General features: G+C 74.9%; 20 protein-coding genes. 12 read left to right on the forward strand and 8 right to left on the reverse strand.

From position 1 onward, the window contains the following. Positions 1-122 precede the first annotated feature (122 nt). The 7 genes from IEV86_RS14200 to IEV86_RS14230 form a co-directional block, all read right to left on the reverse strand. A complete protein-coding gene (locus IEV86_RS14200) occupies positions 123-569 on the reverse strand; it encodes an aromatic ring-opening dioxygenase LigA (RefSeq protein ID WP_188484730.1) in 447 nt (148 codons plus the stop codon). 157 nt (positions 570-726) lie between these two features. After that, positions 727-3,030, reverse strand: a complete 2,304-nt coding sequence (locus IEV86_RS14205; RefSeq protein WP_043607957.1) for a hypothetical protein — start codon at positions 3,028-3,030, stop codon at positions 727-729. 217 nt (positions 3,031-3,247) lie between these two features. Further along, the gene (locus IEV86_RS14210; RefSeq protein ID WP_052426358.1) at positions 3,248-4,390 is read right to left on the reverse strand and encodes a bifunctional 2-methylcitrate synthase/citrate synthase; all 1,143 of its coding nucleotides are present in this window, start codon (positions 4,388-4,390) and stop codon (positions 3,248-3,250) included. A 41-nt stretch (positions 4,391-4,431) separates the two neighbouring features. After that, positions 4,432-5,346, reverse strand: coding sequence for a methylisocitrate lyase (gene prpB, locus IEV86_RS14215; protein ID WP_043607958.1), 915 nt, complete (start codon positions 5,344-5,346; stop codon positions 4,432-4,434). Next, positions 5,346-6,872, reverse strand: a complete 1,527-nt coding sequence (locus tag IEV86_RS14220; protein WP_043607960.1) for an MmgE/PrpD family protein — start codon at positions 6,870-6,872, stop codon at positions 5,346-5,348. The genes prpB and IEV86_RS14220 overlap by 1 nt, the downstream gene beginning before the upstream one ends. Then, on the reverse strand, positions 6,869-7,630 hold the full coding sequence (locus IEV86_RS14225) for a GntR family transcriptional regulator (RefSeq protein ID WP_081978828.1): 762 nt from the start codon (positions 7,628-7,630) through the stop codon (positions 6,869-6,871). Before IEV86_RS14225 ends, IEV86_RS14220 begins: the two co-directional genes overlap by 4 nt. A gap of 97 nt (positions 7,631-7,727) precedes the next feature. Further along, the gene (locus tag IEV86_RS14230; RefSeq protein ID WP_268235237.1) at positions 7,728-9,335 is read right to left on the reverse strand and encodes an MDR family MFS transporter; all 1,608 of its coding nucleotides are present in this window, start codon (positions 9,333-9,335) and stop codon (positions 7,728-7,730) included. Between the two features lie 140 nt (positions 9,336-9,475). On the opposite strand from IEV86_RS14230, the gene IEV86_RS14235 reads away from it, so the two are divergent. The 5 genes from IEV86_RS14235 to IEV86_RS14250 all read left to right on the forward strand — a co-directional run bounded on the left by IEV86_RS14235 (position 9,476) and on the right by IEV86_RS14250 (position 14,162). Continuing rightward, positions 9,476-10,189, forward strand: a complete 714-nt coding sequence (locus tag IEV86_RS14235; RefSeq protein WP_081978829.1) for a TetR/AcrR family transcriptional regulator — start codon at positions 9,476-9,478, stop codon at positions 10,187-10,189. A gap of 10 nt (positions 10,190-10,199) precedes the next feature. Beyond that, positions 10,200-10,997 (forward strand): sulfite exporter TauE/SafE family protein, encoded by a 798-nt coding sequence (locus IEV86_RS14240; RefSeq protein ID WP_043607962.1) that lies wholly within the window; start codon positions 10,200-10,202, stop codon positions 10,995-10,997. A 391-nt stretch (positions 10,998-11,388) separates the two neighbouring features. After that, positions 11,389-11,520 carry a hypothetical protein gene (locus IEV86_RS18140; RefSeq protein ID WP_268235238.1) on the forward strand — a complete coding sequence of 44 codons (132 nt, stop codon included), beginning with the start codon at positions 11,389-11,391 and terminating at the stop codon, positions 11,518-11,520. Then, positions 11,511-13,571 (forward strand): putative bifunctional diguanylate cyclase/phosphodiesterase, encoded by a 2,061-nt coding sequence (locus IEV86_RS14245; protein ID WP_152605694.1) that lies wholly within the window; start codon positions 11,511-11,513, stop codon positions 13,569-13,571. The genes IEV86_RS18140 and IEV86_RS14245 overlap by 10 nt, the downstream gene beginning before the upstream one ends. A 3-nt stretch (positions 13,572-13,574) precedes the next feature. Further along, complete coding sequence (locus IEV86_RS14250; protein ID WP_043607964.1) at positions 13,575-14,162, forward strand: DUF5317 domain-containing protein; 588 nt, start codon at positions 13,575-13,577, stop codon at positions 14,160-14,162. Between the two features lie 78 nt (positions 14,163-14,240). Here IEV86_RS14250 and IEV86_RS14255 read toward each other — a convergent pair whose 3' ends face one another. After that, positions 14,241-15,371 (reverse strand): polyprenyl synthetase family protein, encoded by a 1,131-nt coding sequence (locus tag IEV86_RS14255; protein WP_052426360.1) that lies wholly within the window; start codon positions 15,369-15,371, stop codon positions 14,241-14,243. Between the two features lie 184 nt (positions 15,372-15,555). Here IEV86_RS14255 and IEV86_RS14260 point away from each other — a divergent pair, with 184 nt between their 5' ends. From IEV86_RS14260 to IEV86_RS14290, 7 genes are read left to right on the forward strand one after another with little or no spacing between them, the layout of a single operon-like run. Further along, positions 15,556-16,821, forward strand: coding sequence for an inositol-3-phosphate synthase (locus IEV86_RS14260; protein ID WP_081978831.1), 1,266 nt, complete (start codon positions 15,556-15,558; stop codon positions 16,819-16,821). After that, a complete protein-coding gene (locus IEV86_RS14265; protein ID WP_229734658.1) occupies positions 16,818-17,711 on the forward strand; it encodes an SCO3242 family prenyltransferase in 894 nt (297 codons plus the stop codon). The genes IEV86_RS14260 and IEV86_RS14265 overlap by 4 nt, the downstream gene beginning before the upstream one ends. Next, the gene (locus IEV86_RS14270) at positions 17,708-18,661 is read left to right on the forward strand and encodes a sugar phosphate isomerase/epimerase family protein (RefSeq protein ID WP_229734659.1); all 954 of its coding nucleotides are present in this window, start codon (positions 17,708-17,710) and stop codon (positions 18,659-18,661) included. The genes IEV86_RS14265 and IEV86_RS14270 overlap by 4 nt, the downstream gene beginning before the upstream one ends. Continuing rightward, on the forward strand, positions 18,658-19,311 hold the full coding sequence (locus IEV86_RS14275; RefSeq protein ID WP_052426247.1) for an EboA domain-containing protein: 654 nt from the start codon (positions 18,658-18,660) through the stop codon (positions 19,309-19,311). The genes IEV86_RS14270 and IEV86_RS14275 overlap by 4 nt, the downstream gene beginning before the upstream one ends. A 53-nt stretch (positions 19,312-19,364) precedes the next feature. Beyond that, positions 19,365-20,276, forward strand: coding sequence for a TatD family hydrolase (locus tag IEV86_RS14280; protein ID WP_043607064.1), 912 nt, complete (start codon positions 19,365-19,367; stop codon positions 20,274-20,276). Between the two features lies 1 nt (position 20,277). Continuing rightward, complete coding sequence (gene eboE / locus IEV86_RS14285; RefSeq protein ID WP_043607061.1) at positions 20,278-21,462, forward strand: metabolite traffic protein EboE; 1,185 nt, start codon at positions 20,278-20,280, stop codon at positions 21,460-21,462. Beyond that, on the forward strand, positions 21,459-22,853 hold the full coding sequence (locus IEV86_RS14290; protein ID WP_043607059.1) for an alkaline phosphatase family protein: 1,395 nt from the start codon (positions 21,459-21,461) through the stop codon (positions 22,851-22,853). Before eboE ends, IEV86_RS14290 begins: the two co-directional genes overlap by 4 nt. The last annotated feature ends 66 nt before the right edge of the window (positions 22,854-22,919 follow it).

Consider the following 22,919-nt stretch of genomic DNA (forward strand, 5'->3'; position numbering starts at 1 on the left):
GAGCCGACGGCGCCTGACCCGACCGCGCGCCGCCCGCTCGGCACCCGGACGCCGGCACGACGAGGCCCCGCCCACTGAAGTGGTGGACGGGGCCTCGTGGTCGGTGCGTGCGACCCTGCGGGTCAGACGGTGACGGGCTGGCGGACCGCGGCGGCGGGGGCGTCGACGGCGAGCTTGCGCAGCGCGTACCCGACGGCGGCGAACAGCACACCCATGCCGGCGGCGAAGGCCGCGACACCGAACGCGATCACCGAGGTGAACAGGCTCGAGCGCAGGAACGAGGCGTTCATCGCCGTCGCGCGGGCCGGGTCCTCACGGTCCATCTCCGCGTACGTCTTGCCACCGGCACCGTCCAGCGCGTGCTGGTTGATGATGTCGGCCTGCACGTACGCGTCCAGCGGACCGTCGACCAGGTTGCCCTGGAACGCCATCGCGTCGTCGGGGATCGTGATGTTCTCCGCGACCAGCTGGCTGCGCACGGTGAGCCAGGTCGCGCCACCGGCGACGACCAGCAGCGCACCGGCGACCATGAGGATCGTCGCGATCAGGCGGACCGGCTTGGTGTTCATGATGCTGCCTTCCCAGGAACCTACGGTGTGCGGGACCTCCCGGTCCCGGCGGGCCATCCGCGGCCCGTGCCCCCAGTCTTAGACACGGCCGGCACCGTTCCTCGGGCCCTAGGTCCAGGAGCCCTAGGTCCCGGAACGGACATCTCGGGGCGACCGGTCAGCTGCCGCCGACGTAGCCGACCAGGTCGACGACGAGCTGGACGTCACCGGCGTACTGGTCCGACCACAGGTCGACGTGCCCGTTCTCGGGGACCGCGACCACGACCAGGTTCGGGATGGCCCGGCCGGGCACGTAGTTGAGGACCGACGCGTCCGGCGGCATCGTCCGGCGCGTGGCCGCGACGTCGGGGTACACCCGCAGGTTGCCGTTGGTCGACGGGGCGACGGCCGTGACGTTGAGGACCACGGCCGTGGCGTCGTCGGGCACGGCCGTCACGCCTGCCACGTCGAGCGGCACCACGGTCCGGCGTGCGACCGGGCCGGCGACGTCACCGACCCGCGACCCCGCCCGCGTGTCGAGCAGCCGCTGCGGCGCGACGCCGACGTACGGCGACCCCTTCTCGACGTAGCCCACGACGTCGAGGACGACGTGGACGCGCGACGACGGCGACGTGTCCGAGTACAGCGCGATGGTCCCGTCCTCGCCGAGCGGGACGACCGTGCCGTTCGCCTTGTCGACACCCGGTGCGTAGTTCACGGTCGACGTGTTCGGCACGGCCATGCCCGCCGGGAAGACGCGCAGGTTGCCCGGCGCCGCGGTCCCCGTGACGGTGACGTTGACGATCGCCGCGACGGCGGTACGCGGGAGCCGCGCCGCGGTCGCGACGTCGACGGTGCGCACGGTGCGGGCGGGCAGGCCGCCCGCGAGCGGGCCCGTCGCCAGCCGCGTGTCGAGCACGCGGACGCCCTCCCGGGTCACGACGCCCGAGCCCTCGACGGTCCAGCCCGACACGTCGATGATCACGCCCGTGCGCGACGCGCCCTTCGTGACGTAGCAGATGGTGCCGTTCTCGGGCAGCGCGACAAAGGCCGAGTTCGCGACGTCGCGCCCGGGCTCGAAGTTCACGGTCGACGTCCTCGGCACCGGCGTCGCGCCCGTGCCCGTCGTGTCCGGGTAGACGACGACGTAACCCACACCGTTCGGCCGGACGGCCGTGACGTTGACGATCGCGCCCGTCGCGCCGTCGGGCACGCCCACGCCGGCCTCCTCGCCCGTCACCTGGACGCACCGCGCGTCACCAGGCGTGACGGCGCCGTCCCGCACCAGGCGGGTGGGCGTCGTGGTCACGACCGGGCCCGCGGGCAGCGGCGGCTCGGCGATCACGACCTCTCCCCCGGCGGTGTCGACGAGGCTCACGCCGCTCATCGTGTCGACGTAGGCCACGAGGTCGCCGTCGGCCGCGACGACCGCGGTCTCGTGCGGGAGGTACCCGGTGGTCGGCGTGGCGTCGGACGTCGTGAGGACGGACCGGTGGACCTCCGTCGGGCGACCGCTGAAGAACGGCGGCACCGTGCCGCGGACCAGGTCACCACCCGCGACGAAGAGGTCGGTCTGCACCCCGGGCGCGACGAGCCCGGGCACGTCGTGGGTCGCCACCTCGCGCCCGGCGGCGAGGTCCTCGACGTGCACCGTGCCGTCGTAGACGTCGCCGGCCTCGCGTCCCTCGACCCACGTCAGGAGCTCGTCCTCCAGGGCGACCGTGAACGCGCCGACGGAGGTGCGACCGATCACGCGCACGGCGCCGATGCCGTCGGTGACGAGCGGCGCGGCAAGCACCTGGTACGCGTACTCGGCGTTCGCACCGGTGGCCTCGCCGAAGTAGAGAACCGACCACGCGACGTGGTCCGTGCCGAGCGTCACGTCGGTGACGTACACCTCGTACCCGAACGGCATGGGCGCCTCCATGAGCGCCTCGTGCAGGTCCACGCGGCGACCCGTCTCGCGATGGAAGAGCGCGTCCCACGACGCGACCCAGGTGTCGTTCATCCCCTGCGGGCCGACGACGTCGAAGGACGGGTCGCCGCCCCACGACGGCGCATGGAGCGTGCCGTCGGGCCGGTGCAGGACGAGGCGGTCGTCCGACGCGCGAACGTACGCGAGGGTCCCCTCGTGCTCGGCCACGTCGGCCGCGCTCGTGCGCCCGACGAGCGACCGCGGGCCGAGGACCGTCGAACCCTCCGAGCGCTCGAGCGGTCGCGACGTGATCTCACCGAGCACCTCGTAGGGCTCGTCGAGCTCACCGTGCGACTCGTACCTCTCGTACGACGTGACGTACACGACGTCGTCGCCGATCTCGGCGGTCGCGAAGCGACCCGTGAGCAGACCAGGGGCGACCTCGATGCCGCCGAGGAACGTCAGCTCCTCGGCTGCGGCAGCACCGGGCACCAGGGCGGCGCCCGCCAGGGCTCCGACGACGACGAGCGCCGCGGCGGCTCGGGGGGACGGACGTCGACCGCGCACGCGGCCTCCTTCGGGTCGACGCGCGGGCCGGCCCCTGCGCCGCCCCCGTCACGTGCCGTTGCGTCCGCGGGCACCGCCGTGGACCGGGCACATCGTCGCGAGGGTGACGAGTCACCACAAGGGACCCCACCGTGCCGGGCTCCCGTCGGTCACCCGATCGGACGCCGGCGACCCCGGCTGATGGTCGGTGAGCCGCACCGGCGCGGCGCGGCGGAGCTCAGGCCAGGTGCCGCTCCCCCGGGCCGTCGTAGTGGCTGAGCGGACGGATGAGCGCGTTCGCGGCGCGCTGCTCCATGACGTGGGCCGTCCACCCCGTGACCCGGGCGACGACGAAGAGCGGCGTGAACGTCGCGGTGTCGAACCCCATGAGGTGGTACGCGGGCCCCGACGGGTAGTCGAGGTTCGGCCGGATCGGCTTGCGCGCCGCCATCGCCTGCTCGAGCGCGTCGTACAGCGCGAGCAGGTCGTGGCGTCCGTAGTGGTCGACGAGCCGGTCGAGCGCGGCCTTCATCGTGGGGACGCGCGAGTCGCCGTTCTTGTAGACCCGGTGGCCGAAGCCCATGATCGTCCGCTTCTCCGCGAGCGCGCGCTCGAGCCACGCGTCGGCCCGCGACGCGTCGCCGATCTCGTCGAACAGCCGCATCACGGCCTCGTTCGCGCCGCCGTGCAGCGGGCCCTTGAGCGCGCCGATCGCGGCGACGACCGCGGAGTACACGTCGGCGAGCGTCGACGTGACGACGCGCGCCGTGAACGTCGACGCGTTGAACGAGTGCTCGGCGTAGAGCACGAGCGACGTGCGGAACGCGTCCTGCACGACCTCGGCCGGCTCCTCCCCGAACGTCGTCCACAGCAGGTTCGCGGCGAGGTCCAGGTCCTCGCGCGGCTCGACGAGGTCCTGCCCGCGCCGCCGTCGCTGGTCGTACGCGACCACCGCCGGGATCTGCGCGAGCATCCGCAGCGACGCGTCGAGCGTCGCCTCGCGCGACGGGTCCTCCGCGGCCGGGTCGTGCGCGCCCATGACGCTCACGGCCGTCCGCACGACGTCCATGGGGTGCGCCGTCGTCGGGATCGCGTCGACGACCGCACGGACCGCGGGGCTCAGCGCGCGGTGCGACCGCTCGCGCTCGCGCAGGTCGTCGAGCTCGCCCGGCGTGGGCAGCTCGCCGTGCCACAGCAGGTGCGCGACCTCCTCGAGCCCGCACCGCGCGGCGAGCTCCTGGACCGGGTAGCCGCGGTACAGCAGCGAGTTCGACGCGGGGTCGACCTTGGAGATCGCGGTCGTGTCGACGACGACGCCCGCGAGACCCTTGCGGATCTCGGGCGTGCCGCCGGGGGCGGACGGGGTGGTGGTCGTGGTCATGATCGCTCCCTTGCGCTCATGCGGGGTGGTCGGTCGGCGGGTCAGTCGGCAGGCCGGTCGGCGTGCCCCGTCGAGGTGAAGATCGTCGAGTCGAACCGGTCGTAGCCCGCGTAGTCGACCAGCTCGTACAGCCGCGCGCGGGTCTGCATGTGCGGCACCTGGCTCGCGAGCGAGCCCTCGGCGACGAGCGCGTCGAGCGCGCGCTCGGCCGCACCCATCGCGATGCGCAGCAGCGAGACGGGGTGGATGACGATGCGCACCCCGACCGACTCGAGCTGCTCAGCGGCGAAGAGCTCGGACTTGCCGAACTCGGTCATGTTCGCGAGCACGGGCACGTCGACCGCCGCGCACATCGCCTCGAACTCGCGCAGGTCCGCCATCGCCTCGGGGAAGACCGCGTCCGCCCCGGCGTCGACGAGGCGGCGCGCGCGGTCGACGGCGGCGTCGAAGCCCTCGACACCTCGCACGTCGGTCCGCGCCATGACGAGCAGGTTCGGGTCGCGACGCGCGTCGACGGCGGCGCGGACGCGCCGGACGGCCGTCGCGGTGTCCACCACCTGCTTGCCGTCCAGGTGGCCGCACCGCTTGGGGTTGACCTGGTCCTCGACGTGGATCCCCGCGACACCGGCGTCCTCGAGCGTCTGCACGGTGCGCGCGACGTTCATCGGCTCGCCGAACCCGGTGTCGACGTCGACGAGCACCGGCAGGTCCGTCATGCGCGCGACCTGCGCGGTCCGGCCCGCGACCTCGGTGAGCGTCGTGAGGCCGATGTCGGGCAGCCCCAGGTCGGCCGAGAGGACCGCCCCGGAGACGTAGACGCCCTCGAAGCCCTTCTCCTCGACGAGCCGCGCCGAGAGCGGGTTGAACGCACCCGGGAAGCGGAGCAGGCCCTTCCCCGCGAGCCGTTCGCGGAGCAGCTCGCGCTTCCGTGCCGGGGTGAGCGTGGAGTACAGCATCAGAAGATCCCCTCGGGCGTGGTCACGGAGCCGAGCAGCTCGGTCGGCGCCGTGACCGTCAGGCCGCCGAGCTCCTCGGCCGACAGCTCGGGCAGGCGCTGCGCGACGTCGAGGAAGCGCTCGACCTCGGCCGGGTCGAGCACGCCGTCGGCGAGCATCCGGAACTTGGTGACGTACTGCTCACGGCCGAACGGGCGTGCCCCCAGCGGGTGGGCGTCCGCGACCGCGATCTCCTCGACGACGCGCGTGCCGTCGGTGAGCGTGATCTCGAGCCGTCCGCCGAACGCCTTCTCGGCGGGGTCGGTCGAGTGGTACCGCCGCGTCCAGCCGGGGTCCTCGGCGGTGGTGATCGTGCGCCAGAGCGCGACGGTGTCCGGCCGGGCGGCGCGCTCGGGCGCGTACGAGCGCACGTGGTGCCAGCCGCCGTCCTGCAGCGCGACGGCGAGGATGTACGGGATCGAGTGGTCGAGCGTCTCGCGCGACGCGGTCGGGTCGTACTTCTGCGGGTCGTTCGCGCCCGAGCCGATCACGACGTGGGTGTGGTGGCTCGTGTGCAGGACGACCGACGCGACCCGCTCGGGGTCCGCGACCTCGGGCCGCTCGCGGTGCAGCCGGCGCGCGAGGTCGATGAGCGCCTGCGACTGGTACTCCGCCGAGTGCTCCTTGGTGTACGTGTCGAGGATCGCGCGCTTGGCCTCGCCCGGCTCGGGCAGCACGACGTCGTACGCGGCGTCGGGCCCGTCGAGCATCCACGCGACGACGCCGTCCTCGCCCTCGTAGATCGGCGTGGGCGAGGTCTGCCCGCGCATCGCGCGGTCCACCGCCTCGACGGCGACCTTGCCGGCGAACGCCGGGGCGTAGGCCTTCCACGTCGAGATCTCGCCCTTGCGGGACTGCCGCGTCGCCGTCGTCGTGTGCAGGGCCTGCCCGATCGCGTGGAACACCTGGTCCGTGGGCAGGCCCAGCAGCGTGCCGAGCGCCGCGGCGGCCGACGGGCCGAGGTGCGCGACGTGGTCGATCTTGTGCTTGTGCAGGCTGATCGCGCGCACGAGGTCGACCTGCACCTCGTAGCCCGTCGTGATCGCCCGGACGACGTCGGCGCCCGACAGCCCCCGCCGGGCCGCGAGGTGCTGCGCGACGGCGACGACCGGCGGGATGTTGTCCCCCGGGTGGGAGTAGTCGGCCGCGAGGAACGTGTCGTGGTAGTCCAGCTCGCGCACCGCCACGCCGTTCGCCCACGCCGCCCACTCGGGGCTCACGCGCTGCTCGGCGGCGAGGCCGAACACGGTCGCCCCCGGGGCGAAGGGGTGCGCGACGGCCTGCGCGCGCGCCGCGGCGACGGGCGCGCGCACCAGCGAAGCGACCGCCACGGACGCGTTGTCGATCACGCGGTTGACGACCATGTCCGCGACCTCGGGCAGCACCTCGGCGCCGTCCGTCGCGATCTCGGCGAGGCGCCACGCGAGCTGCTCCTCGCGGGGCAGCCGGTCGGCGCTGGGGTGGACGCGCAGGTGGTGGGTCCTCATGGACGGTCTCCCGTGGTGTCGAGCGGGGTGGCGGGCTGGGTGACGGCTGTGGTCGGGGGTCGGGCGGCCTGCTGGGCGGCGGGCGTGGTGGCGGACGGGCCGGCCGGCGGCGTGCCGGGCGGCCCGGCGAGGGTTGATAGGACGTGCGCGAGGCTCGCGCGCAGGTGGACCGCGGTCGCCTGCGCCGCGAGCACCTCGTCGTGGTCGGCGACGGCCTCGGCGATGAGGCGGTGCTCGTCGGCGGCGCGCCGCAGGCGGTCGGGGTTGTCCTGCGCGAGGCGCCGGACGCGAGCGACGTGGGCGCGCAGCGCGGTGAGCGAGCGGCGCAGGTAGGGGCTCGCGGCGGCGTCGTCGACCGCGGCGTCGAGCTCGGCGACGAGCGCGTAGTAGGCGAGCCGCTCGGGGTCGGCCGGGCCGAGCAGGTCCGGTGCCGCCGCGAACCGCGCCGCGAGCGCGCGGAAGGTGCCCACGTCCCCGCGGCGCGCGGCGAGGCGTGCGGCCTGGGTCTCGAGCGCCTCGCGCAGCTCGAACAGGTGGCGGACGTCCTCGGCGCTGAGCGCCGACACGACGAGGGTGCGGCCCTTGCCGACGACGGCGAGCCCCTCGGCGCTCAGCCGGCCGAGCGCCTCACGCAGCGGCGTCCGGGACACGCCCCAGCGCGCGGCCTGCTCGACCTCGCTCAGCTCGGCACCCGGCGGGAGGTGCCACGTGACGATCTCCTCGCGCAGCGCGTGGTAGACCCGCTCGCTCGCCCGCATGGGACCGACCGTACGCCTGGACCGACGCGTTTGTATACAACAACGGGCCCCTACCGCGGCGCCAGGCGACCTCGCGCCCCCTCGTGCATACAAGCGGTCATGCCGTGCGCGCGGCCTCCGCGACCGGCTCGGCCGTGGGCGCGCTGTGCAGCACGGTCCGCAGGGGGCGGTTCGGGATCAGCGCGGAGGCGACGACGGCGGCGACCGCGAGCGGGACGGCGGCCACGAAGACGCCGTGCAGCGCGTCGCCGAGCCCCTGCCGGACGGCGGTGACGACGACGTCCGGCAGCCCCACGAGCGCGCTCGGGTCGAGCACCGAGCTCGCGTCGACCGACCCCTCGGGGACGGCGTCGGCGGCGGCCGGCGGGAGGTGCCCCGTGATCGCGGGGCCGAGGCGCGAGCTCATGATCGTGCCGAGGACCGCGATGCCCACGGTCCCGCCCGCGCTGCGGAAGAACTGCGTCGCCGCCGTCGCGACGCCGAGGTCCTCGCGCGCGACGGCGTTCTGGACGACGAGCGTGTAGGTCTGGTTCGCGGCGCCCAGCCCCACGCCCACGACGACCATCGCGAGCGTCAGCTGCAGCTGCGAGGAGCCGTGGTGCATGCGCGTCAGGAGCAGGAAGCCGGCGACGAGCACGACCGTCCCGCCGACGAGGAACCCCTTGTACCGGCCCCACCGCGTGATGAGCAGCCCGACGACGATGCTCACGACGATCATCGAGGCGCTCATCGGCACGATGATCGCGCCCGAGGCCGTCGCGTCGACGCCGAGGACGCCCTGCGCGTACACCGGGATGTAGAAGATCGCGCCGAACATGCCGGTGGCGACGAGGAACGCGGCGACGTTCGCCGCCGTGACGACGCGGTCGCGGAACAGCCGCAGGGGGATGACCGGCTCCTCGGCGCGCAGCTCGACCGCGACGAACACCGACAGCAGCGCGGCGCCGGCCAGGTAGAGCCCGACGACCGTCGGCGAGGACCACGGGTAGGACGTGCCGCCCCACGACGTCGCGAGCAGCACCGCGACGAGCCCCGCCGTCAGCGTGAGGATGCCCGCGACGTCGATCCGCGCGCGCCGCTGGACGTGCGGCAGGTGCAGCCTGCGGACGATCACCCCGAGGGCGACGAGGCCGAACGGCAGCGTCGCGTAGAACAGCCAGCGCCACCCGAGGTGGTCGGTGATCCAGCCGCCCGCGAGCGGTCCGGTGATCGACGTGACCCCGAAGACCGCGCCCATGTAGCCCTGGTACCGGCCGCGCTGACGCGGCGGGATGATGTCGCCGATGATCGTCTGGGAGAGGGTCATCAGCGCGCCCATGCCGAGCCCCTGGACGGTCCGGGCGCCCACGAGCCACCAGAAGTCCTGCGCCGCACCCGCGAGCGCCGACCCGAGCAGGAAGACCGCGAGCCCGCCCACGTAGAACGGGCGGCGGCCGTACAGGTCGGACAGCTTCCCGACGACGGGCACGACGACCGCCGAGGCGAGCATGGCCGCCGTCGCGAGCCAGCTGTAGTGCGCCATCCCGCCCAGCTCGGCCACGATCACCGGCATCGCGGGCGACACGATCGTCTGGCTGATGCCGGCGACGAACATGCCGAGCATGAGGCCGACGAACACGGCCCGCGCCTCGGGCGTCAGCCCCGTCGTCGTGCTCGGGGTGGTGCCCGCCGCGGGTGCAGCGGGTGCTGGTGCCGTCGCGGACACGGGGCTCCTCGTGGTGATCGGTGGTCGTCGGTGCGCGTCCTCGACGCGGGCGTCCCGACCCGGCCAGGATGCGCCCAAGGTGCAGACTCTGCAACTTCGCAGAGTCTGCACCTATTTCTCGTCGCGGCTAGCCTGGAGCCATGCCGGCAGCACCCGCACCCGAGGCCGACCGCCCCGCGGCCGCCGACGACGCCGCCCCCGCCGGCCTGCGCGAGCGCAAGAAGCGCGCGACGCGGCACGCGCTGCGGCTCGCCGCGCTGCGGCTGGTCGCCGAGCGCGGCGTCGACGCGGTGACCACCGACGAGATCGCCGCCGCGGCCGACGTGTCGGTGCGGACGTTCTTCAACTACTTCGCGAGCAAGGAGGACGCGCTCGTCGGCAACGACCCGACGCTCGGCGAGACCCTGGTCGCCGAGCTCGTCGAGCGTCCCGCCGACGAGCCGCCGCTGGAGTCCCTGCGCGCCGTGCTGACGTCCTACGCGCGGTCCGCGCCGCTCGACGGCGAGGTGTGGCGGCTGCGCATGCGGGTCGTCGAGGCCAACCCGCACCTGCTGCCCGCGCTGCACGGCGCGTCGGCGCAGCTCGAGCGGCGCATCACCGCAGCCGTCGCGGAGCGTCTCGACGTCGACCCCGTGACCGACCCCTACCCGCGCCTCGTCGTCGCCGTCGCGATCGCCGCGGTGCGCGCCGCGACCCAGCACAGCGGCGCCACGGGGTTCGCGCGGCCGCTCGACACGATCGTCGGCGAGTACTTCGACGCGCTCGCCGCCGGGCTGCCCGCGCCCGCACCCCGGTCCGGCGGCGGCCCCGCCCGGACGGGAGCTGGCCGCGTGCCCGGGCCCGGTCGGGCCTAGCATCGCCGCCGTGCGTCCTGCGACCCCTGCCCCCGCCCGCCACGTCCCCTGGTCGACCCTCGCGGTCGTCGGAGCGGTCGGCGGCCTGCTCTCCGGCGCGTTCGGCGTGGGCGGCGGGATCATCATGGTCCCGCTGCTGCTGACCTTCGCCCACATGGACCAGCGGCGGGCCGCGGCGACGTCGCTCGCGGCCATCGTGCCCGCGTCCGTGACGGGCGGCATCGGCTACCTCGTGCGCGGCGAGGTCGACCTCGCCGCTGCGGGTGTGCTCGCCGTCGGCGGCGTGCTCGGGTCCTACCTCGGTGCGCGGCTGCTGCGGCGCGTGCCGCTCGTGTGGCTGCGGTGGGGCTTCGTCGCGCTGCTGCTCGTCACGGCGGCGCGGCTGCTGCTCGTCGCCCCCGAGCGCGGCGCGGAGCTCGACCTCACGGTGCTCGTGGCCCTGGGCCTGGTCGCCGCGGGGCTGTTCATGGGGGTCGCGTCGGGCCTGTTCGGCATCGGCGGGGGCGTGATCCTCGTCCCGGTGCTCATCGCGGTGTTCGGCGTCGGGGACCTCGTCGCCAAGGGGACGTCGCTCCTCGTCATGCTCCCGACCGCGACCATGGGCACGGTCACCAACGCCCGGGGCGGCCTCGTCGACATCAGGCAGGCCGCGGTCGTCGGGCTCTGCGCCACGGCCGCGTCGTTCGCGGGCGTCGCCCTCGCGTTCTGGATGTCCCCGACGCTGTCGAGCGTGCTGTTCGCGGTCCTCGTGCTCGCGTCCGCGGCGCAGCTCGCGGTGCGCGCCGTGAAGGCGCAGCGCAAGGCCTGAGTCCCAGGGCCGACGCCCTCCGCCCGGGTGTCCTGGGGCGTCGGGCGTCGCGTCCGCGCGACCTCGTGCGCGCGGCGGAAGGGGACGAAAGCCCCTCGCCCTACCGCATGGGCACCACCCGCCCAACCACGACACTTCCGCCAAGTCGCCCGAACGGCCTACGGGTGACGATCCGCACATTGCCGTGCGCATCGGACCACCACCAGGATCTGCCCAGGCCCGATTCGCAAGATCGTTCTCCGGTTCACCTGCAGGTTCTCTGTGAGCGGTCACGTGACGACGAAGACAAGGGCTCAAGACCGGCCCCCGCCGGTCGATCAATCAACAAGAGCGACACCACGGAGCCCCCGACAGCGACGTGGCAGGGGACGGCCGCCTCGGCCGTGTCGCCGTGACCGAGAGGGGAACGACCATGGACAAGTGGCGCAACGCCCGTACCGCGACGATCGTCCGCATCAGCGCCAGCGCCGGCACGCTCGCCGCCGTCGCCGCGCTGGTCGGCGCCGGGTACAAGTGGCTCTGACAGCACGAACTGAGGACGGCGGGGCCGAGGTCACCTCGGCTCCGCCGTCCTTGCTGTACCCGTACGTCGCGCTCGTCGCTGCACTCGGCTTCACAGGACTCACCATCGCCCTGGTCGGCACGCCATGGTCGACGTTCACCGTCTCCGCGATCGGCCCCTACGTCTTCCTGAGCCTCGCCGCGGTCATCGGCGAGGTCCGCCCCCTCCCGGTCCCCCGCGGTGACGACCCGGCCGAGACCATCTCGACCTCGGCGCCCTTCATCCTCGCGCTGCTCGCCCTCGGCGGTGTCGGCGTCGCCGTCGCCGTCCAGGCCGTCGCAAGCGTGGTGGACGACGTCGTCAACCGCCGCGACTGGCGCAAGTCGGCGTTCAACACCGGTCAGTACGCGCTGAGCCTCCTCGTCGGGCGCTCCGTCTACTGCGCCCTCACGGGCACCGCCTTCTTCGCCGGGCCGGCCGAGGTCACGACGTCGGACCTGGGCCCCCTGCTGCTCGCGGGTGTCTCGATGGTGGCCGTCAACCGACTGCTCGTCGCGGGCGTCGTCGCGCTCGCCGTGGGGCAGCGGCTGCTCGTGGTCCTCCGGGACGACGCGCACTTCCTCCTCGCGACCAACGCCGTGCTCCTCTCGGTCGGCGCGATCGCGGCGCACGTCGCCCTCGACGGCGTCGGGGTGCTCGCACTGCTGACGACGCCCGTCATCGCCGCCTACCTGACGACCGCGGCCGCGATCCGGCAGGCGCACCTCGCGTCGCACGACGCGCTCACCGGTCTGCGCAGCCGCGACCGCCTGCACAAGGACCTCGACCGCGCGTGCGTGGGTGCCCGCCGCACCGAGGGCCCGGGTCCGGGTCTGGTGCTCATCGACCTCGACCACTTCAAGCACGTCAACGACTCCCTCGGGCACCTGGTCGGCGACCAGCTCCTCCGGCAGGTCGCCGACCGCATCACGACGGCGCTCGACGACGAGTGCGTCGCCTACCGCCTCGGCGGCGACGAGTTCGCCGTCGTCGTCGAGGGCGACGAGTCGCGGACCCAGGAGGTCGCCGCGGCGATCCTCGGGGCCCTGAGCGCGCCCATGACGGTCAGCGAGGTCGAGATCCTCGTGCGCGCCAGCGCGGGCCTCGCGATCGCCCCGCACCACGGCGACGACGCCGGCACGCTGATGAAGAACGCCGACATCGCGCTCTACCACGCGAAGCTCGACCGTGACCGGACCTGCACCTACAGCGCCCGCTACGCCGTCAACACCGTCGAGCGACTGAGGCTGCTCACCGACCTCCGCGCCGCGATCGACGCCGGTCAGCTCGCCGTCGAGTACCAGCCGCAGGTCGACCTCGTCACGCGTCGCGTCGTCGCCGTCGAGGCCCTGATCCGCTGGCGCCACCCCGAGCGGGGCATGGTGCCGCCCGACAGCTTCATCCCCCTCGCCGAGAACTCGGGGCTCATCGGCGAGCTCACCGAGTACGTCCTCGACACGGCCCTCGCGACCCTCGCCGGTTGGCGGCGGAGCGGCCACGACATCCGGATGTCGGTCAACCTCTCCGCACGGCACCTGTCCGAGCTCTCGCTGCCGCGTGTGGTCACCGAGTCCCTCGACCGGCACGGCGTCCCGGCGTCGTCGCTCGTGCTGGAGGTCACGGAGACCGGCATCCTCTCCGACCCGGCGCGCGTCGACCTGATCATCGGGGCCCTCCGGCTCTTCGGTGTCGGTATCGCCGTCGACGACTACGGGACGGGCCACGCCTCGCTCGGCTACCTCAAGCGTCTCGACATCGACGAGCTCAAGATCGACCGGTCGTTCGTGAGCGACATGGGTCGGGACGCCCAGGACCACGCGATCGTGCGCTCGACGCTGGCGCTCGCGCGCGACCTCGGCCTGCGCGTCGTCGCCGAGGGGATCGAGGAGGAGAGCACCGCGGCGGAGCTGCGCGCGCTCGGCTGCGACGTCGGACAGGGCTACCACCTGGGTCGCCCCGTCCCCGCGGCCGAGGTCGTGCGGATCCTCGACGAGCAGACGGTCCCGGTCCCGCCGCGCCCGGCCACGGTCTGACGCGTGCTGCTCCTCGCCGCGTGCGGCCTCGCGATGCTGTCACCGCTGCTGGCGGGGCGGTGGCCCGCCGGCCTCCTCCTGCACCGCTGGCGCATGGCGTGGCTCGTGTGGGCGACCCTCGCGCTCCAGTTCGTCGTGCTCGAGGTCCCCATGCCGGACGCGCTGCCTCCCGTGCTCCACGTCGGCACCTACGTCGTGGCCCTCGGCTTCGTGTGGGTCAACCGGCGCCTGCCGGGACTGCTGCTCATCGGGGCCGGCGCCTTCACGAACGGCCTCACGATCGCGGTCAACGGCGGTGTCCTGCCGGCTGACCCGCAAGCGGTCGCACGCGCCGGCCTCGAGCACGACGGCAGCTTCGCCAACTCGACGGTCGTCGCGGACCCCGTGCTGCCGTGGCTCGGCGACGCGTTCGCGTGGCCCGCTCCCCTGCCGCTCGCCAACACCTTCAGCGTGGGTGACGTGCTCATCCTCGCTGGCGTCGCCGTCGCGGCCTGGTCCTCTGCGCGCCGGTTCGGCGCCCCCGAGCCGGTCGACGCACCGGCCGACGCCGACACGCGCCCGAGCAGGGGCGGCGGCCGCCCCGCGGTCTGAGCGGCCCGGGCCGACGCACGCTCCGGTGTCCGGCCCGCCTGCGGTGCGTCACGCCGTCGCGAGCCGCCGCGGACCGCGTCAGCCCGCCGCCGACTCCGCCGCTCTCGCCGCGCCCGCCAGCCGACGTCGCAGGTCGTCGACGACCGCGGTGACGAGGCCCCGGGCCGAGCCGGGCAGCTCGTCCCGCGCGACGGCGCCGGCCTCGTCGAGGAGCCGGTCCACGTGCTCGGCGACGCGCCGGGGCGCGACCGTTCGTGCCAGCTCGCGTCGCAGGACTCGCGCCTGGTCGCGGTCCAGGTCGTCGCGGCCGAACCACTCCTCGACGGCACGCCAGCGTGCCGAGCTCCGCGCGTGCAGGACGAGGACGGTGACCTTGCCCGCACGCAGGTCGGAGACGACGCTCTTGCCGGTGGACCGCTCGTCGCCGAACACCCCGTCGAGGTCGTCGAGCATCTGGTACGCCTCCCCGAGGAGCGCCCCGGCTCGCGACAGCGCGCCGACGGCCGCGCGCGGCGCCTCGGCGAGGACCGCGCCCGCCGCGAGCGGGGCACCGACCGTGTAGGCCGCGGTCTTGGCCCGGGCGACCGCGAGCGCCGTCTCGACGTCCGCGTCGCAGGTCCCGAGCTGGAGCGCCACGTCCCCGGCCTCCCCCACGACCGTCGAGACGAGCGCGTCGGTGAACAGGCCGACGAGCGCGTCGCGCGTCGCCGCCGGCGCCTCGACGGTCGAGACCGCGCGCTGGGCGAGCGCGATCGCGACGTCGCCCGCGAGCACGGCGGACGCGCTCGCCCACCGCCGCGCCGCCGCGGGCCGGCATCCCCGCGCCAGCGCGTCCCGCTCGGCCTCCGCGAGGAGGTTGGGCCTACCCCGCCGCACGCGGTCGCCGTCGAGCAGGTCGTCGTGGACGAGGAACCCGGCGTGGAGCAGCTCGAACCCGGCGGCGAGCCCGACGACCGCCGCGGGACGCGGCGCGCCGAACGCCGCGTGCGAGCCGAGGACGAGCCGCGCCCGCAGGTGGCGACCGCCGAGGGCCGTCCGCTCGAGCTCGCGCCACAGGAGTCGTGACGCGGTCGCGTCCGCCCCGAGCGGCGCGCACGCGCCGATCAGCGCGGAGATGTGCGACGTGACCGACCGCAGGCCGTCGGCCTCGTCCGGCGGCGCGTCGGGCGGCTCGTCGGGTGGCTCGTCGAGCGCCTCGTCGGCTGGCACAGCGGCAGGCGGCGGCGTCGTGGCCGACCTCGGCGTGGCTGAGCGCACCGTGACCTCCCCTGCGGAGCCTCCGTCGGCCCGCGTCGACGAGTGAAGCACAGATCGCGGGCGCCCAACAGAAGGCAACTATCCTCCATCCAACATTTGCTTGACTGTCGGCAAAAGCCCGGTACTGTCCCGACGCATGGTCGACGACGACACACCGGTCAGCCCCACCCCCGTCCCCCGCGGACAGCGCCCGGACACACCGCGAGCGGGCCGTCACGAGGCCCAGGACCGCACCTCGTCCCGGGAGGTGGAGGACACCGGGCGCACCGGACTCTGGCTGGTCGGAGCACGCGGGTCCGTCGCGACGACCGCGACCCTCGGGGCGCTCGCCGTCGCCGAGGGGCTCACGGGGCGCACCGGCCTCGTGAGCGAGCTCGACGACGTCGCCCGTGCCGGGCTGGTCGGCGTCGACCGGCTCGTCATCGGGGGGCACGACGTCTCGGACGTCCGGCTCGTGCAGCGGGCACGCGACCTCGCGTCGACCGGGGTCGTCCCCGGTGCGCTCGTCGAGCGGCTGGCCGACGCGCTCGCCGACGTCGACGCGCGGGTCCGACCCGGTGCCGGGTCCGCGGGCGAGCCGCAGGGTCGCGCCGCAGACCGCCTCGTCGAGGACCTCACGACGTTCCGCGAGCGGCACGGCCTCGACCGCGTCGTCGTGGTCGACGTCTCGAGCACGGAGGCACCGTTCGCTCCGACGCCCGACGTGCAGGACCTCGCGGCACTCGAGGCCGCGCTCGCGCGCGGTGCGTCGCCCCTGCCCCCGAGCTCCCTCTACGCGTACGCGGCGTTCCGGGCGGGCTGCCCCTACGTCGCGTTCACCCCGAGCACCGGGGCGTGCCTCGGGGCCCTCGAGGAGCTCGCCAAGGTCCAGCACCTGCCGTGGGCCGGCCGCGACGGCAAGACCGGCGAGACCCTCGTCAAGACGGCGCTCGCGCCGATGTTCGCGCAGCGGGCCCTGGCGGTCCGGTCGTGGTCGGCCTTCAACCTGCTCGGCGGCGGCGACGGCCGCACCCTCGCCGACCCGGTGACCGCGCTGAGCAAGACCGGCACCAAGGCCATGGCCGTCGAGCACATCCTCGGGCACCCCGTCCCCGGCCCGGTCCGGATCGACTACGTGGAGGACATGGGCGACTGGAAGACCGCCTGGGACCACATCACCTTCGAGGGCTTCCTCGGGACCCGCATGACGCTGCAGTTCACGTGGCAGGGCTGCGACTCCGCCCTCGCGGCACCCCTCGTGCTCGACCTGACGCGGCTCATGGCCCGTGCGCACGAGGCGGGTCGGTCGGGCCCGGTCTCCGAGCTCGGCTTCTTCTTCAAGGAGCCGCTGGGCGGCCACGAGCACGCGCTCGGCGCGCAGTGGGCCGCCCTCGTGCGCTGGTGCGCGGAGCTCGCGTCGTGACGAGGGCGCGCGACCTCGCCGAGCTCGTGCGGCTCCCCGCCGCGCTCACCGTGCCGGGCGACGCGCTCGTCGGCATGCGGTCCGCCGCCGCGTCCGTCGCGGGCCCGAGCCGTCCGGGCGATGTCGCGCTGCCCGCCGCGTCCGTGTGCCTGTACTGGGCCGGCATGGCCCTCAACGACTGGGCCGACCGCGACCTCGACGCGGTCGAGCGTCCGGAGCGCCCCATCCCGTCGGGGCGGGTCGCTCCCCGGACCGCGTTCACGCTGGCGTCAGGGCTCACCGCCGCCGGGCTCGGCCTCGCGGCCGTCGCTGGTCGCCGCAGCGTCGCCGTCGCGACGGCGCTCGCCGCGACCGTGTGGACCTACGACCTCGCGGCCCGTACCACGCGCGTCGGTCCGGCCGTCATGGGCGCCGCCCGGGGCCTCGACGTGCTGCTCGGGGCGGGCGGCTCGCGGCACGCGGCCCTGCCCGCCGCGCTCGTGGCCGCGCACACCGTCGGCGTCACGGCCCTCAGCCGCGGCGAGGTGCACGGGACCCGACCCGTCGTCCCCGCGGTCGTCGCGGCGGCCACCGCGGTGACCTCCGTCGCCGCAGGCGCGCTCCCGCTCGTGCGGCGCACCCGCCGCGGCGGAGCCGTCCGGCGCACGCCGGTCGTGGCCGCGGTCGCCCTCGCCGGCCTCCACGCCGTCTCCGTCGCGGGTGCCCAGCTGCGCGCGGCGCGCACCCCCGACGGTGCGACCGTGCGCGCCGCGACCGGGGCCGGCGTCCGCGGGCTCGTCCCGCTCCAGGCGTCGCTCCTCGCGGGGACCGGTGCGGTCGGCACGGCACTGGGCCTGGTCGCGGTCGGACCCGCCCTGCGGGCCGCGTCACGGGTGGTGTCGCCCACGTGACGCCACCACCCCCGGGACGGCCACCGGTCCCGCCACCCGGACCGTCCGCCGGTCGCGCGCCCGCGGCGCGGCCCACCCTCGCCTACGGCACCAACGGCATGGCGGACCACCGCCTCGCCGACGCGGTCGCGCTGCTGGCGGACCTCGGCTACGGCGGCGTCGCGCTGACGCTGGACCACCAGCACCTGGACCCGTTCGCCGACGACCTCGCGACCCGCACGCGCGACGTCGCCCGGCTGCTCGACCGCCACGGGATGCGCGTCGTCGTCGAGACGGGTGCGCGCTACCTGCTGGACCCGCGGCGCAAGCACGAGCCCACGCTCGTCTCGGCGGAGGGCCGTGGGCGTCGGGTCGACCTGCTGCGCCGTGCGGTCGCCGTCGCGCGCGACCTCGGCGCCGAGGTCGTGCACCTGTGGTCGGGTGTGCTGCCCGCGGGCACGTCGCCCGAGGACGGGTGGGAGCGCCTCGTGGAGGGCGTCACCCAGGTGCTGCCCGACGCCGAGCGAGCCGGGGTGGTGCTCGGGTTCGAGCCCGAGCCCGGCATGCTCGTCGAGCGCGCCGACGACGTCGTCACGCTGCGGCGCCTGCTCGGCGACCCGCCGTCGCTCGCCGCGACGCTCGACCTCGGCCACCTGCGGTGCGTCGAGGACGCCGAACCGCCCGAGGTCGTGCGCGGGCACGGCGCGCACGTGGTGCACGTCCAGGTCGACGACATGCGCCGCGGCGTGCACGAGCACCTCGAGCTCGGCGAGGGCGAGGTCGACCTTCCCCCGCTGCTCGCCGCGCTCCTCGACGTCGGCTACCAGGGCCTCCTCTCGGTCGAGCTCCCGCGCCACTCGCACGCCGCGGCCGCGGTCGCCGGGCGCTCGTTCCGCGCGCTGGACGCCGCCCTGCGTGCGGCCCTCTGCGAGACCCGCATGCTCCGCACCCGACCGGAGGTCCCCGCATGACACCCGCCGACGCCCGTTCCCTCACCGCCGCGCGCGACCTCCTGGCACCGGACCAGCTGGCACGCCTCGACGTGCTCGTCACCCAGGTCGAGCACGAGCCGTCGTCCGTCCACCGCGTCCTGCCCGCCGTCGCGCGCACCGTCGGGCGCGGCCCGGTGCCAGACGCCGACGGCTCCGCGGCGGTCGGCGCCCAGCGCGTCGAGGACGTCGCGCGCGTCGAGGTCCTGCGGGCGCTGCCGCACGACGACGCCGCGGTCGCCGCGGCCACCGTGGCCGAGCTCTACGAGCACGGCGACGCGGACGAGCGGCGTGCTGTCCTGCTCGCGCTGCCCCACCTCGCCGTCGGCGACCTCGCGCTGCCGCTGGTCCGCGACGCCCTGCGCACGAACGACGTGCGCCTCGTCGCGGCCGCCATGGGGCCGTACGCGGCAGCGCACCTGGAGGACGAGGCCTGGCGGCACGGCGTCCTCAAGTGCCTGTTCACGGGTGTGCCGCTCGCCGTCGTCGCCGGGCTCACGGAGCGCACCGACGCCGAGCTCGTCCGCATGGTGCGCGCGTACGCGGCCGAGCGGACCGCCGCCGGCCGTGCCGTCCCCGACGACGTCCGTCTCGTCACCCCGGACCACATCCAGGACGGCGTCGAAGGCTGACCCGACCGTCGCTCACCCACCCACCGCCCGCGGACCAGCCCCAGGAGACCACCGTGCGCATCCTCGACCCGCACATCCACATGACGTCCCGCACAACGGACGACTACGAGGCGATGCACGCCGCCGGCGTCCGCGCCGTCGTGGAGCCCGCGTTCTGGCTGGGCCAGCCGCGCACGAACGTCGGGTCGTTCGTCGACTACTTCGACGGGCTGCTCGGCTGGGAGCGGTTCCGGGCGGCGCAGTACGGGATCGCGCACCACGCGACGATCGCGCTGAACCCGAAGGAGGCGAACGACCCACGCTGCACGGGCGTGCTGGACCTGCTGCCGCGGTGGCTCGTCAAGGACGGAGTGGTCGCCGTCGGCGAGACCGGCTTCGACTCGATGACCGACGACGAGCGGTCCGTCTTCGTCCGCCAGCTCGAGCTCGCCGGTGAGCACGACCTGCCTGTCCTCGTCCACACGCCGCACCGCGACAAGGCCGCGGGCACGCGCGTGACGCTGGACCTCGTCCGGCAGGTCGGCGTCCCGGTCGAGCGCGTCCTGGTGGACCACCTCAACGAGACGACGGTCGACCTCGTCGCCGACTCGGGGTGCTGGACGGGCTTCTCGATCTACCCCGACACCAAGATGGACGAGCACCGCATGGTGCGGCTCCTCGCCGAGCGCGGCCTGGACCGGGTACTCGTGAACTCGGCGGCGGACTGGGGGCGGTCTGACCCGCTCACGACCGCGCGGACGGGGCGGGCGATGCTCGCCGCGGGCTTCTCCGACGACGACGTCGACCGGGTCCTGTGGCGCAACCCGATCGCCTTCTACGGCCAGAGCGGGCGGCTCATGCTCCCCGACGACGTCGCGGCGGCCGCGGAGCCGGGCGGGACCGCCCGCCCGGTCGCCCGCTCGTTCGCGGGCGCGTACGAGGGCAACTCCGTCCTGCGCGGCGAGCGCGCGACCGCAGGCGCCTGACGTGCGCCTGCACCACCCGGACGGCACGCGCGTCCACCTCGCGTACGGGACCAACGTGCACCCCGCCGAGGACGTCGACGGACTGCTCGCGCAGCTCGACCGGTACGGCAGGCGCGTGCGCGAGCACCTCGGCGTGGCGACGCTCGGCCTCGGGCTGTGGCTGCCCGCGCGGGCCGCGGCCGCACTCGCCGCCGACCCCGCGGGCACCGACCGGCTGAGGTCCGCGCTGCGCGCCGCCGGGCTCGAGGTCGTCACGCTCAACGCGTTCCCGTACGCGGCGTTCCACGCGCCCCGCGTCAAGCACGCCGTCTACCGCCCCGACTGGTCCACGCCCGAACGCCTCGCGTACACCCTCGACTGCGCGGCGGTCCTGACCCGCCTGCTGCCCGACGACGCCGACCGCGGCAGCATCAGCACGCTCCCGCTCGGGTGGCGCGCGGGGTGGGACCGCACTCGGCACCGCGCTGCGGAGGACGCGCTCCACCGCCTGACGGACGGGCTGCGCGCCCTGGCCGACCGCACGGGCCGGGTGGTGCGGGTCGGCCTCGAGCCCGAGCCCGGGTGCGTGCTGGAGACCAGCACGGACGCCGTCGCGCGCCTGGGCGGCCTCGACGCGGAGCACCTGGGCGTGTGCCTCGACCTGTGCCACGTCGCGACCGAGTTCGAGGACCCCGCCGCAGCGGTCGAGCGGGTCCGCGACGCGGGGATCCCGGTGGTCAAGGTCCAGGTGTCCGCCGCACTCCACGCCGCTGACCCGACCGTCGCCCGCACCGCGCTCTCGGCGTTCGCCGAGGACCGGTTCCTGCACCAGGTCCGCGAGCGGGCCGGGCGTCGCGACGCCGCCGTCGTGCGCCGCGACGACCTGCCCGACGCGCTCGGGGCCGACGGCCTGCCCGCGGTGGGCCCGTGGCGCGTGCACGTGCACGTGCCCGTCCACCACGAGCCCGAGCCGCCGCTCACCTCGACCAGGGACGCCCTCCTCCGTGGCCTGGCCGCCGTCCTCGGCAGTCCGGCGGCCCTGACCGACCACCTCGAGGTCGAGACGTACACCTGGTCGGTCCTTCCCGACCACCTGCGCCCGGCCGACGACGACGGGCTCGTCGCGGGCCTGGCCGCAGAGCTCGCGTGGACCCGCGACCGCCTCGCCGACCTCGCCGTCGCACCCTCGACCCTGGAGCACGCATGAGCCGCATCGTCGTCCTCGACGTCGTCGGGCTGACGCCCCGCCTGCTGGAGCACATGCCGCGCCTGCGCGCGGTCGCCGACCGCGGCTGGTCCGCCGAGCTCGGCACCGTGCTGCCCGCCGTGACGTGCTCGGTCCAGTCGACGTTCCTCACGGGCCTGCCGCCCGCGGGACACGGCGTCGTCGGCAACGGCTGGTACTTCCGCGACCTCGGCGAGGTCCTGCTCTGGCGCCAGCACAACGCCCTCGTCGGCGGGGAGAAGGTCTGGGAGACGATCCGCCGCGAGCGGCCCGGCTACCGCGTCGCGAACGTGTGCTGGTGGTACGCCATGGGCGCGAGCGTCGACACGACCGTGACGCCCCGGCCGGTCTACCACGCCGACGGGCGCAAGGACCCCGACTGCTGGACGTGGCCGCCCGACCTGCACGACCGGCTCGTGCGCGAGCTCGGCCCGTTCCCGCTCTTCTCCTACTGGGGCCCGCGCACGTCCATCGACAGCTCACGGTGGATCGTCGAGGCCGCGCGACGCGTCGTGCCCGACCACGACCTGACCCTCGTCTACGTCCCGCACCTCGACTACGACCTCCAGCGCTTCGGTCCCGACGGCCCCGAGGCGGTCGCCGCCGCACGCGAGGTCGACGCCGTGCTCGGCCCGCTGCTCGACGACGCCGAGCGCACCGGCACCACCGTCGTCGCCCTCAGCGAGTACGGCATCACCCCGGTGAGCCGACCCGTCGACGTGAACCGGGCGCTGCGGCGCGCCGGCCTGCTACACGTGCACCACAACGCCACGGGCGAGCTCCTCGACCCCTGGACGTCACGCGCCTTCGCCGTCGCCGACCACCAGGTCGCCCACGTCTACGTGCGCGACCCCGCCGACGTGCCCGCCGTCCGGGCGCTGCTGACCGGGCTCGCGGGCGTGGCCGAGGTCCTCGACCGCGACGGCCAGGCGACCTACGGGCTCCACCACGAGCGCGCGGGAGAGCTCGTGGTGGTCGCCGAGCCCGACGCCTGGTTCACCTACTACTACTGGCTCGACGACGACCACGCCCCCGACTTCGCCCGCACGGTCGAGATCCACAAGAAGCCCGGCTACGACCCCGCCGAGCTCTTCATGGACCCGGGCGACCCGCTCGTCACGGCGCGCGCCGCGGCCGCACTCGTGCGCAGGAAGCTCGGCCTGCGGTACTCGATGCGCGTCGTCCCCCTGGACCCCTCCCCCGTCCGCGGCAGCCACGGCCGCCTGCCTGACGACCCCGCCGACGGACCCGTCCTGCTGTGCAGCGACCCGGGCGCCCGCCGCGGTCGCCTGGAGGCGGCCGAGGTGCGCGACCTGCTCGTCACGCTCGCGGACGTCGCCGTCGGGGCGCCGTCGTCCGCCGCACCGGGCTGACCGACCCAGCCGTTCCCCGGACGTCACGAGAGCCCGGCACCGTGCGGTGCCGGGCTCTCGCGCGCC

It is taken from the genome of Cellulomonas carbonis, from assembly GCF_014636275.1.
GTDB lineage: Bacteria > Actinomycetota > Actinomycetes > Actinomycetales > Cellulomonadaceae > Actinotalea > Actinotalea carbonis.